13 protein-coding genes are annotated in these 13,348 nt (G+C 59.3%); 4 read left to right on the forward strand and 9 right to left on the reverse strand.

The window, feature by feature from the left end; genetic code table 11:
* Positions 1-9: 9 nt before the first annotated feature.
* The 9 genes from AC0N03_RS15935 to AC0N03_RS15975 all read right to left on the reverse strand — a co-directional run bounded on the left by AC0N03_RS15935 (position 10) and on the right by AC0N03_RS15975 (position 8,680).
* Positions 10-483 (reverse strand): hypothetical protein, encoded by a 474-nt coding sequence (locus tag AC0N03_RS15935; protein ID WP_474289895.1) that lies wholly within the window; start codon positions 481-483, stop codon positions 10-12.
* 863 nt (positions 484-1,346) lie between these two features.
* On the reverse strand, positions 1,347-1,445 hold the full coding sequence (locus tag AC0N03_RS15940) for a hypothetical protein (protein ID WP_474289906.1): 99 nt from the start codon (positions 1,443-1,445) through the stop codon (positions 1,347-1,349).
* A gap of 80 nt (positions 1,446-1,525) precedes the next feature.
* A complete protein-coding gene (locus AC0N03_RS15945) occupies positions 1,526-2,188 on the reverse strand; it encodes a cysteine hydrolase family protein (RefSeq protein WP_474289907.1) in 663 nt (220 codons plus the stop codon).
* Positions 2,189-2,198: 10 nt separating this feature from the next.
* The gene (locus AC0N03_RS15950; RefSeq protein WP_474289896.1) at positions 2,199-3,710 is read right to left on the reverse strand and encodes an ABC transporter ATP-binding protein; all 1,512 of its coding nucleotides are present in this window, start codon (positions 3,708-3,710) and stop codon (positions 2,199-2,201) included.
* Entirely contained in the window at positions 3,707-4,834 is a 1,128-nt protein-coding gene (atzD, locus tag AC0N03_RS15955; protein ID WP_474289897.1) for a cyanuric acid amidohydrolase, read from the reverse strand. Before atzD ends, AC0N03_RS15950 begins: the two co-directional genes overlap by 4 nt.
* The gene (gene biuH / locus AC0N03_RS15960; protein ID WP_474289898.1) at positions 4,831-5,502 is read right to left on the reverse strand and encodes a biuret amidohydrolase; all 672 of its coding nucleotides are present in this window, start codon (positions 5,500-5,502) and stop codon (positions 4,831-4,833) included. The genes atzD and biuH overlap by 4 nt, the downstream gene beginning before the upstream one ends.
* Before the next feature lies 1 nt (position 5,503).
* Positions 5,504-6,388, reverse strand: a complete 885-nt coding sequence (locus tag AC0N03_RS15965; RefSeq protein WP_474289908.1) for an ABC transporter permease — start codon at positions 6,386-6,388, stop codon at positions 5,504-5,506.
* A gap of 29 nt (positions 6,389-6,417) precedes the next feature.
* Positions 6,418-7,554 (reverse strand): ABC transporter permease, encoded by a 1,137-nt coding sequence (locus tag AC0N03_RS15970; RefSeq protein WP_474289899.1) that lies wholly within the window; start codon positions 7,552-7,554, stop codon positions 6,418-6,420.
* Positions 7,555-7,567: 13 nt separating this feature from the next.
* On the reverse strand, positions 7,568-8,680 hold the full coding sequence (locus AC0N03_RS15975; RefSeq protein WP_474289900.1) for a BMP family ABC transporter substrate-binding protein: 1,113 nt from the start codon (positions 8,678-8,680) through the stop codon (positions 7,568-7,570).
* A 234-nt stretch (positions 8,681-8,914) separates the two neighbouring features.
* Between AC0N03_RS15975 and atzF the strand changes: the two genes are divergently transcribed.
* The 4 genes from atzF to AC0N03_RS15995 all read left to right on the forward strand — a co-directional run bounded on the left by atzF (position 8,915) and on the right by AC0N03_RS15995 (position 12,260).
* On the forward strand, positions 8,915-10,717 hold the full coding sequence (atzF, locus tag AC0N03_RS15980) for an allophanate hydrolase (protein WP_474289901.1): 1,803 nt from the start codon (positions 8,915-8,917) through the stop codon (positions 10,715-10,717).
* Between the two features lie 4 nt (positions 10,718-10,721).
* Complete coding sequence (locus AC0N03_RS15985) at positions 10,722-10,931, forward strand: hypothetical protein (RefSeq protein ID WP_474289902.1); 210 nt, start codon at positions 10,722-10,724, stop codon at positions 10,929-10,931.
* Positions 10,932-11,449: 518 nt separating this feature from the next.
* On the forward strand, positions 11,450-11,587 hold the full coding sequence (locus AC0N03_RS15990) for a hypothetical protein (protein WP_474289903.1): 138 nt from the start codon (positions 11,450-11,452) through the stop codon (positions 11,585-11,587).
* A 121-nt stretch (positions 11,588-11,708) separates the two neighbouring features.
* Positions 11,709-12,260, forward strand: coding sequence for a DUF2924 domain-containing protein (locus AC0N03_RS15995; RefSeq protein ID WP_474289909.1), 552 nt, complete (start codon positions 11,709-11,711; stop codon positions 12,258-12,260).
* Positions 12,261-13,348: the final 1,088 nt, after the last annotated feature.

Genomic DNA, 13,348 nt, shown 5'->3' on the forward strand with positions numbered 1-13,348 from the left:
ATCAATGCATCAGGCAAGGTTTAGTTTTGCGCTAATGTCCGCGACAAGCTTTTCTTCCGTATTGTTCTGGTCAAGCCAAGTGCCGTCGATCTCGCTCAGCGCCGCGGCCACTTCGTCTTCGACCGGCGCGAAGAAGCCATTTTCTTTCGTGGCAAGAACGAAAATTTCACCGCCGTTGCGGCGTCGGATATCGCCGATATGGTGGAGTTGTAGTCCCGTGTTGTCGTCGACGGCGATGACGCGGCCATTGATCGTCGCGCGAATTCTGGCCTTGACTTCCTGCGCGACTGCCGGAGCACTTCCCACATGGATGATCAGGCCTTGCGCCTGCGGCTTTTCGCGCGGCTTTTTCGAGGCTGAATATCCGCCGCCGCTGATCTGATCCGCCAGACGAACAATCGTTGAACGGTTGTTCTGGATTAATTGCTTGAGAGGCGCGTCTTCGCGCCGCGGGCCGTCCCGCTTGGAAACGATTTCTACCATGGATCCTCCCGGATCGAGTATGCTGTTCCCGATTTTTCGGTCAGCACTTCTTTGTTGCAACAGATTAATCGAAGTTTGCAGACGATGCAATTTTTACAATTGTACATCAAATAAAGGCATAAAGGTGGTAGTCGGCGGCTACAAAAAATATGTCGTCTTCAGAGATTGACGGCTTGGAGCCTCAGGCAGCGCCGCTCCCATATAAACAGGACGATCTCGGGTGGCGCAACCACGCCGTCACGGTGACCTGCGCCCAGGAAACTGGGCCGTTTTTGGTTAGAGTTTTCTACTTTATGAAGTGCAACCCTGTTGATTCCCATCCAGAATTGAGCCGTTTTTGAAGTGAACCCCTGGGACTGGACCACGGGGCAGGGAAAAACTGATACGCTCTGCGGGCCTTAAATGGAGAAGGCTCATGAAATCCAGAGGTCCATATCGGCGGCACTCGAACGAAAGGTCGGCCAACTTACGATGGAGCTAGATCTGGTTAAAAAAACTCCGCGCCAGCCAACCATCGGCGGCAACGAGAAATTCTCCATCGTCACCGGCCCGCGGCTTGCTCCATCAGATGGGGGTGCAAAATGATCGATGTCCCCAGGAGCACCTACTACTATCAATCCACGGCAAGGGCTTTGAATTTCAGCGATACCGAGCTTGTTGCACTTATCGAGGACATCCAGGATGAGTTGCCCTGCTATGGATATCGTCAGGTGACGGCCATTGCGCGTCAATGTCGGTCAGAGCGCCCAGCGCGCTGTTGCGCTCGCTGATGCGGTTCAGCGCGGCTTTAATGATACCGCGCGCGCTCGACGCGCCTGAGCGGACCGCGGGGGCGAGCACCGAGGCGTGTTGATCCATGAGACTCATGGCGCGAACACCGGGGCTAGTTCCTGTTCATCGGGCAACGATAACGCCAGCACTTTGGCGGCATGGCTGGCGGCAATAGCCAGATGCAGCGCGATCTGCGGCTTCCATTACGGGTTTATGGTCAGGCCGTTGAGCGGGGCCATTGCCTCGATCACGGCTTCAGGGGAAAATTCACTCATGTCACGGCCTCCCGTAATTCGGCCAGCGATGTCACCCAGCCGACGATTGCGCCCTGTGCGCAGATCATGTCCAGCGTAGCCTGTTTGAACTGCGGAAAATAGCTGGCTGTAGCATCTTCGATCAGCAGGCATTCATACCCGCGGTCATTGGCCTCGCGCATGGATGTCTGGACGCAGACCTCTGTCGTCACGCCGGCAAAGACAAGATGGGTGACGCCGCGCGCCCTGAACAGGGCATCGACATTGGTGCTATGAAACATGCCCTTGCCCGGCTTGTCGATGACGATCTCGCCGGGGTGCGGACTGCAGGCCGCGACAATGTCGTTGCCTGGCTCGCCCCGGATAAGTATACGGCCCATTGGGCCGCTGTCTCCGATGCGCTGCGATGGCTTGCCGCGCATGAGCTTTGCGGGCGGGCAATCCGAGAGATCGGGCAAGTGGCTCTCACGGGTATGAAGAACCGGCCAGTCCTTCGTCCGGAAAAGCGCGATGAGCGCCGCAACCGTTGGCACGATCTGCGCAACCGGCGCAAGATCATTGCCCAGCGATTCTCCAAATCCGCCGGGCTCGAGAAAATCGCGCTGCATATCGATGACGACCAGCGCGATATGCGCGGCATCAAGCACATAGGGAAAGGGGCGGGCCGGTACGGCGATCATGTGTGCCATGTCAATGGCCCGCCATATGCTGGCCAATGGTGGTGCGGCTGGCACCCTCTGCAGCGGTGATATAAGTGATCCGGCCTTCCGACATCACGGCGATGCGGTCGGACAATTCGAGAATTTCGTCAAGATCCTCGGTAACGAGGAGCACCGCCGCGCCGTTGTTACGCTGTTCGATGATCTGGGCGCGGATATCGGCGACAGAGGCGAAATCCAGCCCGAAACAAGGATTGGCGACGATGAGCACTTCAACCTGCGTTGAGAGTTCGCGTGCCAGGACGGCGCGCTGCACATTGCCGCCGGAAAGGTCGCGGATCGGTGTCTCCAGCGAGGGGGTACGCACATTGTAGCGCGCAACAAGCCCGCGTGCCCGCTCGCGCATCGGCGCACTGGAGAGCCACCAGCCCAGACGCGCCATAGGTGCCTTGTCAAAGGCGCGGAACGCCATGTTTTCGGCGACGGACATGCTGGGAACCGTAGCGTTTTTCAGGGGCTCCTCGGGCAGGCCGAACACTTTGAACTTATCGAAATGATCGCGGGTCGGCTCGAAATTCTGGTCATGGATCAGGATCTGGCCAAGCTTGATCGGCCTCTGGCCGGAGAGCGTTTCGACAAGTTCGCTTTGTCCGTTGCCTGAGACGCCGGCCACGCCGACGATTTCTCCCGGCCTGATCTTGAGATCGAGGCCATTGACTGCCGGGCGACCGTCGTCATTGTCGGCAAACAGTCCGGCAATTTCAAAAACGGCCTTCCGCTCGGGCATGGGGTTTCGGGCAGCGGGAGAGCGGACAATGGCGTCGCCGATCATCATGCCGGCCATGGCGCTGGCCGACAGCGCTCTCACCTTGCCGCCGCCGACATGCGCGCCGCGCCGCAGGATGGTCACATCGTCGCAAAAAGCATCCACCTCGCGGAATTTATGGCTGATCATGCAGACCGTAATCTCGCCGCGATGCGCCATGTCGCGCAGCAGGCCGAGAATTTCGTCAGCCTCGCCGGGAGTCAGTACCGAAGTTGGTTCGTCGAGAATGAGAAAGCGCTGGTCGAGGTAGAGCAGCTTGAGGATTTCGAGCTTCTGCTTTTCGCCGGCTGCGAGCATTGAGACCGGTTTGTCGAGCGGCACCCGGAACGGCATTCTTGCGAGAAAGTCCTCAAGATGGGCGTGTTCCTTACGCCACTCGATGAGCCCCGGCGCACCGGCGCGGCTGACCACGAGGTTTTCAGCAGCGGTCAGCGAGGGCACCAGCGTGAAATGCTGGTAGACCATGCCAATACCCTGCGCCTGCGCCTCGCGCGGGTTGCGGACGGCAATCTCCTCGCCATTGAGCAGTAACTGCCCCTGATCGGGCGTGTAAAATCCCATAATACATTTGACCAGTGTCGATTTTCCGGCGCCATTTTCGCCCAGCAGAGCATGAACGGTGCCGGAGGGAATGCTGACACTGACGTTGTTCAATGCCTTGAGCGGACCGAAGCTCTTGCTCATGCCGATCGTCTGCAAAGAGGGCGCGCGCCTCATGGATGGTTCCCCCCCGTTTCGCTGCGTATGGCGATGATGGCCACAGGCCCTCCGCCGTCCGGGCCCTGATGTTCCGCCCCGCCGGAGACGTAAATTTCGGCATGGCCGATTATGCTGGCCAGCACCCCGGAAACGAAACCGCGTGCATGGCGCGTGGAGGAAATATCGGAATCATCCAGCATGGTGTGGCGCCGGCCGCGCAGCATTCCCGTCGAGCTTGCTTCTGCCTTGGCCAGAACAGCGATAAGCCGGGTCTGGTCCTGTGCGGTCAGTTGTCCCTGAGAGGCAAGACCGGTCTCGGCCAGTGCCACCCGCACGGGTGCGACATCCAGCGCATCTTTCATCACGCCATGTGCAATGGTTAGGGGCCCAGCCCAGCCCGAAGAACGGCCAAGCAGAATGATTTCATGATCGGAGAGTTCAACGCCAGCTGACGTGGAGGCGCGTGTCGAATACAGCGACCAGTCCTTTCCGATGGCATTATCGTTGAGCAGACCGCGCTCCACCTCGCCCAGAGCCACGGCAATGCCAAGCGCACAGGCGGCTCTCGACAGGCCCATGCTTTTCAGCGTGTCCTTGGTTGCGGTTTCCTGCCCGCGCGCCAGCGCCTCGCTGACGCAGGCCTGCGTCAGCAGCGGGCATTTGATCTGCACGAAATGCACATCTGCCGGATTGGTGATGCCGGCATCCCGCATGGCGGCCCTGACCCCCTGCGTTACGAGGTCAACCTGACCCGTCCGGCCCAGATGTTCAGGCGGTAGCGCCACGGTTCTGGCCCGGCCGAGCGCCAGCGTGCCGGGCCGTGGTTCCTGCAGTGTATCTCGCACTTCGAACACAACCAGATGCGGAACCATGGCACCTTCCGTGCCGCCGGACATGACAATGCAGACTTTTTCGACATCTGCCTCGGGCTGATGGCGCGCGAGCAGGGCCTTCAGCGACTGGGTGGCAAAGCCACGGGTAAAATCATTGACGCAGCCATTGCCTTCCGTCTTGCCAAGAATGGCAATGACATTTTTTGCAGAAATTTCACCACTTTCGAGTAATGCAGCCAGTCCGGCGACATCGTCCGGGCCCTGTGTGGCAATGCGATGAACAAAAGCCTGACGGGCGCCGGACGTCATGGCAAAGCCCCGATGAAGGCGGCGGAATGGCTTATCGCGCCGAAGACGCCGCCCTGCATTCTGATCATGTTGACGGCGGCATCGTGATTGCCGCGGTCGGTCGCGCCGCAGCAATCTTCCAGTAGCAGGCATTCAAAGCCGCGGTCATTGGCCTCGCGCATGGTGGTATGGACGCAGACATCGGTCGTAATGCCGGTGAGAACGAGATTTTCAATGCCGCGCATGCGCAGGATGAGTTCGAGATCGGTGGCGCAGAAGGAGCCCTTGCCAGGCTTGTCGATGATGGGTTCATGCGCGAGCGGCGCAAGTTCGTCGATGATCTGCCAGCCGGGTTCGCCGCGCACGAGAATCCTGCCGCATGGGCCGGGATCGCCGATGCCTGCGCCGATGCGCTGCGAACGCCAGCGCTTGTTGGCGGGAAGATCGGAGAGGTCCGGCCGGTGGCCTTCGCGCGTGTGGATGACATGATAGCCCTTGGCCCGCATGGCGCCGAGCACGGCCCTGATCGGCTCTATGGGCGCTCGCGTCAGCGAGAGATCATAGCCCATGGCATCGACATAGCCGCCCTTGCCGCAGAAATCGGTTTGCATGTCGATGATGATCAGGGCAGTGTTCTGCGGCGTCCACCTGCCATTACAGGGCCAGAGATAGGGGTCGGCTTCCAGCATTTCAGCGCACCATTGTGAGTTCGCCCGGCATGTCGCGTAACGAACGCTTGGCGCTGGACGTCACGATCATGATGACGAGTGTGAGAATGTAGGGGGCGGCGTTGAAGAAATAATAGCCTTGCGTCACGCCGACCGATTGCAGCGCAGGGCCTATGGCTCCGGCGCCGCCAAAGAGCAGTGCGGCGAAAAGGCAGCGCACGGGGTCCCATCTGGCGAAAATGACCAGCGCCACGGCCATCAGCCCCTGTCCGGAAGACAGGCCCTGATTCCAAGAACCGGGATAGGAAAGCGACAGGAACGCGCCGCCTGTTCCGGCAAGAAAGCCGCCGATGGTGGTGGCAGCCAGCCGCACGCCATCAACGGAAATACCCAGTGCACGGGCGGCTGCGGCGCTGTCGCCCACGGTGCGCACCACAAGCCCCCAGCGCGTATTGCGAAAGGCCCAGCCAAGCCCTGCAGCCAGCAGAATTCCGACAAAGAACAGCGGATTGATATCAAGCGCGCTGCGCAGGCCGGCGTTGCCGCTCCAGAAGCCGAGGTCTATGGCTGGCAGCCGCGGCGCGGTCGGCTGGATGTAGGGCTTGCCGAAAAAGAAGGCCAGACCCACACCGAACATCATCAGTGCAATTCCAACGGCGACATCATTCACACGCGGCAGGCGGCAGATTGCGCCATGCAGCGCGCCGAGCACCGCGCCTGCGCCGCCTGCTGCCAGTACGCCCAGCCAGGGTGAGCCGCTCTGGAACGAGGCGGCGTAGGCAACCATTGCGCCCAGCACCATGGTTCCTTCCTGTCCCAGATTCACGCGGCCTGCTTTCTCGGTGATGCATTCGCCCAGCGCCACGAACATGAACGGCGTCGATACGCGGATCGCTCCGCCCAGCATGGCCACCAGCACGATAAAGAGCGAATGATTCACGGCTGTGTCCTTGCATGGGCGGGTTTGAAGAGGGCGGCGCGCCCGTAAAGCGTCTCCGAAGTCAGCAGCACGATAAAAATCAACCCTTGCAACACCAGAACCGTGGCATCGGGTAGGCCCATGCGCCGCTGGATCAGTCCGCCCGAGGCCTCCAGTCCGCCGAAGAGAATGGCAACGGGTATGATGACCAGCGGATTGTGCCGCGCCAGAAACGAGACGAGAATACCGGTAAAGCCATAACCTGCAGCGAGCGAAGCATTGGCACGGCCCTGAATGGCCGCCACCTCAAAAAAACCGGCAAGGCCGGCGCAACTCCCGGCAATCATGGCCGAGGCCACGATCAGCCGTCCGACCGGCAGACCCTGTGCCAGCGCTGCGCGCATGTTGCCGCCCGTCAGACGCGCGGCAAAGCCGAAGGTGGTTTTCGTCATGAGAATGTAGAGCGCGAAAGCCAGAAAGATGCCCGCGGCAAAGCCCCAATGCACCTGGGTGCCCGGAATATTGCCGATCATATAGGCAGAACCGATCGGTTTGGTTGATGGCTTGTTAGGGTTGCTCAGGTCGCGCAGCAGGCCCTCGACAAAAAAATTCATGATTGCAATGCCGATATAGGTCAGCAGCAGAGACGAAATGGTTTCGTTGACGCCGCGCGCATAGCGCAGATATCCGACAAAGCCGATCCACATGCCGCCGGTGATGCAGGCCGTCAGCGCCATGATCAGCAATGTCCATGACGGCGGTGCCACGCCGATCATCGGAATAGCGACCGCCGCGGCAGCAAAACCGCCGATCACCAAAGCGCCCTCGCCGCCGATGATGGTGAGGCCGATGCGGGCCGGAACCGCGACAGCCAGCGCCGTCAGGATCAATGGCGAGGCGCGCTGGAGGGAATTCTGGAAGGAAAAGGCCGTACCAAAGCCGCCCTGCCAGACAAAGGCGACAAAATCTAGCGGCGATTTGCCGAGCGCCAGCAGGAAGCCCGCAAAAAGCAGCAGCGCGATTGCAAGCGCCAGAGCCGGAATCACCAAATATTCCGAACCGACCCGGAGGCGCTCCAGGGTGCCCGATGTCTCGGGCACCGCGTCTGGATAGCTGGCGGACATGGCGGCGGGGGCGGGCGCGTCGAGGCTCATGGCTGTGGTCCGGTCAGGTTATAGAGCCGACCACGCCTTCGAGCAGGTAATCCATCTTGTCGAGGAAGGGATCGAGATTGTCGTAGGTCTTGTCTATAACTACCTTGCCCTTGTTGTCCTTGAGCGGGCCAGCATAGATCGGCTTTTTCGCCTTCAGCCCTTCGATGGCGGCGAGCGCGGCCTTGCGGGCAGGTTCGGTCGCACCCGCGCCAAAGGGCGTATTCTGCACCATGTCGGATTCGATGCCGCCCGCCGTGAAGTTTGACAGTTTCCGGCCCTGCGCCAGATCGGCGGCATAGCCCTTATAGATCGTCTCCCACTTGTATTCCGCGCCGGTGATGAAGCCTTTGGGCGCCAGCGGCGCCTGACTGGCATTGTGGCCGCAGCTCATCACGCCGCGCTTCTCCGCGGTTTCGATCACCACTTTCGGCCCGTCGACATGGCAGGTGATGACATCGCAACCGGCATCCACCAGCGCATTGGCCGCCTCGGCCTCACGCACTGGGAGCGACCAGTCGCCGGTGAAGATCACCTGCACGGTAGCTTTTGGATTGACCGAGCGCGCACCCAGCAGGAAGGAATTGATGTTGCTCAGCACGCTGGCGATAGGCTTAGCCGCGACAAAGCCGAGTTTGCTGGTCTTGGTGGAAAGCCCTGCGGCAACGCCGTCGACATAATGCCCCTGATTGAGATAGCCGAAATAGGAACCGGCATTGGCCGGATCTTTGTCCTTATTCCAAAGGGGCGCGGCATGGCGGAATTCCACCTTGGGATATTTGCGCGCCATATCGACAACAAACGGCTGATAGTAGCCGAAGGACGTTGCCAGAATCAGCCCTGCACCATCAAGATTGATCATGGATTCCATGGATTTGGAGCAGGCATCTGTCTCGGGGACGTTTTCCTCCTCGACAACCTTGACGCCCGGCACCTGTTTGAGCGCCTTGATGGCTACCGCATGGGCCTGATTCCAGCCAAAGTCGTCGCGCGCGCCGACATAGACGATGCCGACAGTGAGGTCTGCGGCGCGCGCGCTGTTCACAAGACCAAGATCAAGTGCCAGTCCGGCGGCGCCCATGGCCGTGGTCTGCAAGAATTTGCGTCGGGACAAATAGCTCGATGACATCAGAACCCCCATTCGATCTCCCGTGCGCGAAAAGGCGCAGGGTGCTCGGGGTTTATAAAGCAAGGAGCATGCCACTCTCGGTCATGCATGGGAGGGGCGGCCCGGCAGGCGCGCGGCGCCATTCCCTCGAAGACATCCACGCAGGATGAATGTTCGGGATGGCCGTCTGATTGCGGCCTTGCATGAAATTTGCTTGGTGTATGTTCGCGCTTCCAGATGACAAGGATAAATTTCATGCCAGCCAGTGATGAAACTTTGACGATTTCCGCCATTCTGGCGGCGCATGAGGCCGGCCGGTCGCTGTCAGAGACGGTAGAGGCCGTTTATGCGCGTATCGCCGAGCATGATGATCCGGCCCTGTTCATTACATTGCGCCCCAAGGCGGAAGCGCTGGCTATCGCTGCGCGCCTGCAGGCCGGGGGGCCCGCAGGCCGGCCACTTTACGGTGTCCCGTTCGTCGTAAAGGATAACATTGATGTCGCAGGCCTGCCCACGACTGCGGCCTGCCCGGATTTTGCCTATTCTGCCCAAAAATCAGCCTTTGTGGTCGAGCGGCTGGAGCAGGCTGGAGCGATCGTCATCGGCAAGACCAATCTCGATCAGTTCGCCACGGGGCTCGTGGGCGTACGCTCGCCTTATGGCGTGCCGCGCAATGCGCTGGATGCGCGCCTCGTGCCCGGGGGCTCAAGCTCCGGCTCTGCGGCGGCGGTTGGCGCAGGCATCGTGCCTTTTTCGCTCGGCACGGATACGGCGGGTTCGGGGCGCGTTCCAGCGGCGCTCAACGGAATTGTCGGCCTTAAGCCGACGCTCGGCGCGATTTCAAGCTCCGGTGTGGTGCCAGCTTGCCGCACGCTCGACACTGTGTCCATTTTCGCGCTTGATGTTGCCGATGCCTTTCTCGCCTATCGGATTGCGGCGGGCTTCGATGCAGCCGATCCTTATGCCAGGGCCTGGCCTGCGCCGCAGCTTTCGGCTCTGCCGCCGCGACTGCGCTTCGGCGTTCCGCGTGCCGACCAGCTCAGGTTTTTCGGCGACAGCGATGCGGCGGCCGCCTTCGCCCGGGACAGCGCGGCTTTGCGGGCGCTGGGCGCTGAATTGGTCGAGTTCGATATAGAGCCGTTTTATGCTGTGGCGCGGCTGCTCTACGAGGGACCATGGGTGGCGGAGCGCTATGCCGCCACCAAGTCGCTGCTTGAGTCAAAGCCGGAGGCATTTCATCCGGTAACCCGCGCCATCATCGAAGGCGCGCGCAAATTTGACGCAGTCGCCTGTTTCGAAGCCGCCTACAGGCTTGCCGCCCTCAGGCGCCAGACGCAGGGCGCATGGGCGGGCTTTGACGTGATGGTGGTGCCCACCATGCCGCGGCCCTATACGCTGGCGGAACTGGCGGAAAAGCCGATCGAGCTGAATTCAAACCTCGGCACCTATACCAATTTCGTCAATCTGCTTGATCTGGCAGCCATTGCCGTTCCCTCCGGCTTGCGCGGCGACGGGCTGCCGTCAAGCCTGACCCTGATCGGCGCTGCCGGTTCCGATGGACTGCTCGCGGGCATTGCCGCGCAGGTTCAGGCGTATTCCGGTACGAAAATGGGCGCAACCGGCCTGTCGGCGCCTTCGCCCCCGCATTCGCAGGTGCGGGCCGCGGCTGACCGGATCGAACTTGCGGTGGTGGGCGCACATCTCTCCGGCCTGCCCCTCAACCGGGAACTGGTGGAGCTTGGCGGCGTGTTTGTCCGGGCGGTGGAAACGGTTCCCGAATACGGCCTCTTTGCCCTTGCCGGAACCAATCCGCCCAAACCGGGCCTGCTGCGCGTGGGGACGGGCGGTGCGAAGATCGCGGCGGAAATCTGGAGCCTTGATGCGGCGGCATTCGGCAGGTTCGTCGGGTCTATTCCCGCGCCGCTCGGCATTGGCACAGTGCAGTTCGCCGACGGCACTTCGGCCAAGGGCTTTCTTGTCGAAGCCAGTGCTGTGCGCGAGGCGCGCGATGTCAGTTCGTTTGGCGGATGGCGCGCCTATCTGGCGGCGGGTGTCTGAAGCCATGGCGATCGACCGTCTTTTCTGCAACGCGCGGCTGGCGGACAGTGGCAGTGAATGTGTCGATATTGCCGTGGAGGACGGCAAAATCGCCGAAAAAGGCCGGAATTTTGTCTGCGATGCGCCGTCGGAGGATTTGCAGTGGCAGGTCAGCGGGACGTTAACCACTTGTAACAAGCTGAGGGACTGCGTTTTTGACTGTCAGCGTGCCTAAAATGAAGAGCGCTAGCGCCTCAATGCTAAAGGTAAGAGCAAATAAATGTGCCCATTTTTTTGTAACATTTCAGTTTGGGAGATTGCTCACTGTACTCGAAATAAGGGTGTTCAAAAATTGTAATTAAGGACGTCGTATATGCGCCCGATAAGTAGTGGGTAAGATATGTAAACCCCATGCCTGCCATTGCAGCCCCCACACCCCAAGCGAATTAGCTTAAACATCCGGCAATTCTTGAAAGCTGTTCCGCGTGGAGTGACGATTTTGATGCAAGTGCGCGCATGAATGCGAGTAAGGAGAAATCCGCTCCTCCATTTACAAGAACAGTAGTCCTAAGCGCTGTCTAGGCACTCTTCATCGTTGATTCATTAACTTGGTCGTGAAATGAGAGCAGCCCATCGTGAACGCGCAGGGCGTCCGAGCGCTTTATTTCATGCATCCATTTGAGCTCCTCAAACGGCTGTTCCTTTGGCGTTTCTGACATGGCCGTTCCATTTCATGGATAGTCCTCGAAAGCGATGAGTGAGTTCCAACTGACAAAGACGCAGGGTGCCGCACTTCGTGCCTGTGCCGAGCACGAGCATGGATGGCTGCTTGTGCCGTCCAAAATGGCACGGACGGCAAGACAGCGTCTTGCCCTGACGCTGGCAGGGTAGGGCCTGATCGCAGAAATGGCGGAAGGGGCTGGTCTGGTCCGCGATGCAGGTCGCTTTGAAAGGCCAGAATCAGCGAGGCGGCGGATCAACGGCGGATGGGCCTGATATTGCAGTTTGCGGAATGAAGGGCCGGTCTGGGATCGAACCGGGCCGTCCTTCGAGCGACCATCAGGCGTGGATCAAAGACCGGGGCAACCGGATACTGCCGGCTGGCACGCGGCTGATCCGCGAGTGGCAGGGCATGCATCATGAAGTGATCATTCTGCTCGATGGGTTTCTCTGGCAGGGGCAGATCCAGGCCTCGCTGTCGGTGATCGCCCATAGGATAACTGGTACCCGATGGAACGGCTGGATCTTCTTCGGGCTTAAGCGACGGAACTCCAAATTACCTGACCATCAGACAATGGCCGTCGTTCAAAAGAGAAGTGCCATATCAGTCAGATCCTCTAGCGATTATCGGCAAAAACCAAGCCTGCCAAGATCCAGCCGCGGCACAATTCGAATTCGACGTTTGGAAAGGCTCATGCGCGCGCATTGCTCGATTCGCTCAACTCCACCGAGATGGTCTAGACCCTGCCGCTCGACTGGAGCGAGCAGCGCCGTCTGGTCGGGCTGGGATAATCGATCCCAAGGATTGCGGGTTGATGGCCATCAGATTGGTCTGTCGAAATAAGCCGAGCAATGAATCACGCGAAGCCGGCGGTAAAATGCATCGGCTGCAAAAATGGCTCCGGGCGATTCCGTGACATCGTTATCAGGAGCTCAATGACCAGACGTCGAATCTCTTGGCGCCTGGCTCGCCATGCCTATTCGCGTCCAAACTTGTCTGCTCAAAATCACGCCGCAACCCGCCGAGACTTACGCTTCATCGTTCGCGGATCTGGACGCCGCTCGACAATGCTGCCAGCTAATCCCATGTTCATGGTGAAAGAAACCGAGCCTTTTTGCCTGCGGGCATTTCCCGCGCAAACGCCACGACCTTAGGCCGTGAACCCTGCCAGAGACACGGTTGCCTCGTCCGCGTGCCGCCCTCCGGAAGCATGCGAACCGGCGTCTGCGCCAAAACATATCATCAAAACACGGAAATTGAAGAAAAGGCCTCAGAGACACTGGCCATAGTGGCACTGAAAGAACCGCATAAAATGCGTCTCAGCAAGAACTTCTGCCGACCTTCCGCCGCAAGGCACGGAAATCACGACGGAATTTACCCGCGTATCAGAATATGGATTTTGTAAGAAAGGAATGGTGGCGGATGCAGTGTGATCCGGGTGCGTCTTTGGCCTAAAATTCCTTGTTAACAGGAAAAAACAGGGAAAATTTCAATTTTTTGAGGTCAATTTGGCCAAATTATCTGAAATAAGTCGGATATTTCAGTGGGTTGATAGTTCTTTTCGTGAAAAATAACAGGGAATTTCTTAATCGGAACAGGCAAAGCAAATTGGCAGAACAGAGAAATTTCTTCCGATCAATATGGCGCAATTACCAGCGTCGATGATTGAAATGGATCGTCCCGATTATTGAATTGTCGTTCTGACTGCCCCGCATTTGGTGCAAACGCGTGAACCCTATCGTAGAACACGGATTTTCAGCGATCAAGTAGTCCGGGTCCTGCGATAAAGTGGGCCACCTCCAAATCGAGGTCGACAAACACGGCTATGGAATCTTATCGTCGAACAGGCTGGCGATGAAATGTTGCCAAAAGCCGTCATCCACCGGCAGCATGCGGTTTGTGGCATGAAACTGGCTCTGTCCCGGTTGGCG

It is taken from the genome of Methylocystis sp. sgz306128 (genome assembly GCF_056032725.1).

Coding starts and splice junctions, on each gene's coding strand:
- AC0N03_RS15935 (WP_474289895.1), bottom strand. CDS start 483: ATGGTAGAAATCGTTTCCAAGCGGGACGGCCCGCGGCGCGAAGACGCG.
- AC0N03_RS15945 (WP_474289907.1), bottom strand. CDS start 2,188: ATGATCGCCGTACCGGCCCGCCCCTTTCCCTATGTGCTTGATGCCGCG.
- AC0N03_RS15950 (WP_474289896.1), bottom strand. CDS start 3,710: ATGAGGCGCGCGCCCTCTTTGCAGACGATCGGCATGAGCAAGAGCTTC.
- atzD (WP_474289897.1), bottom strand. CDS start 4,834: ATGACGTCCGGCGCCCGTCAGGCTTTTGTTCATCGCATTGCCACACAG.
- biuH (WP_474289898.1), bottom strand. CDS start 5,502: ATGCTGGAAGCCGACCCCTATCTCTGGCCCTGTAATGGCAGGTGGACG.
- AC0N03_RS15965 (WP_474289908.1), bottom strand. CDS start 6,388: ATGCTGGGCGGAGCGATCCGCGTATCGACGCCGTTCATGTTCGTGGCG.
- AC0N03_RS15970 (WP_474289899.1), bottom strand. CDS start 7,554: ATGAGCCTCGACGCGCCCGCCCCCGCCGCCATGTCCGCCAGCTATCCA.
- AC0N03_RS15975 (WP_474289900.1), bottom strand. CDS start 8,680: ATGTCATCGAGCTATTTGTCCCGACGCAAATTCTTGCAGACCACGGCC.
- atzF (WP_474289901.1), top strand. CDS start 8,915: ATGCCAGCCAGTGATGAAACTTTGACGATTTCCGCCATTCTGGCGGCG.
- AC0N03_RS15985 (WP_474289902.1), top strand. CDS start 10,722: ATGGCGATCGACCGTCTTTTCTGCAACGCGCGGCTGGCGGACAGTGGC.
- AC0N03_RS15990 (WP_474289903.1), top strand. CDS start 11,450: ATGAGTGAGTTCCAACTGACAAAGACGCAGGGTGCCGCACTTCGTGCC.
- AC0N03_RS15995 (WP_474289909.1), top strand. CDS start 11,709: ATGAAGGGCCGGTCTGGGATCGAACCGGGCCGTCCTTCGAGCGACCAT.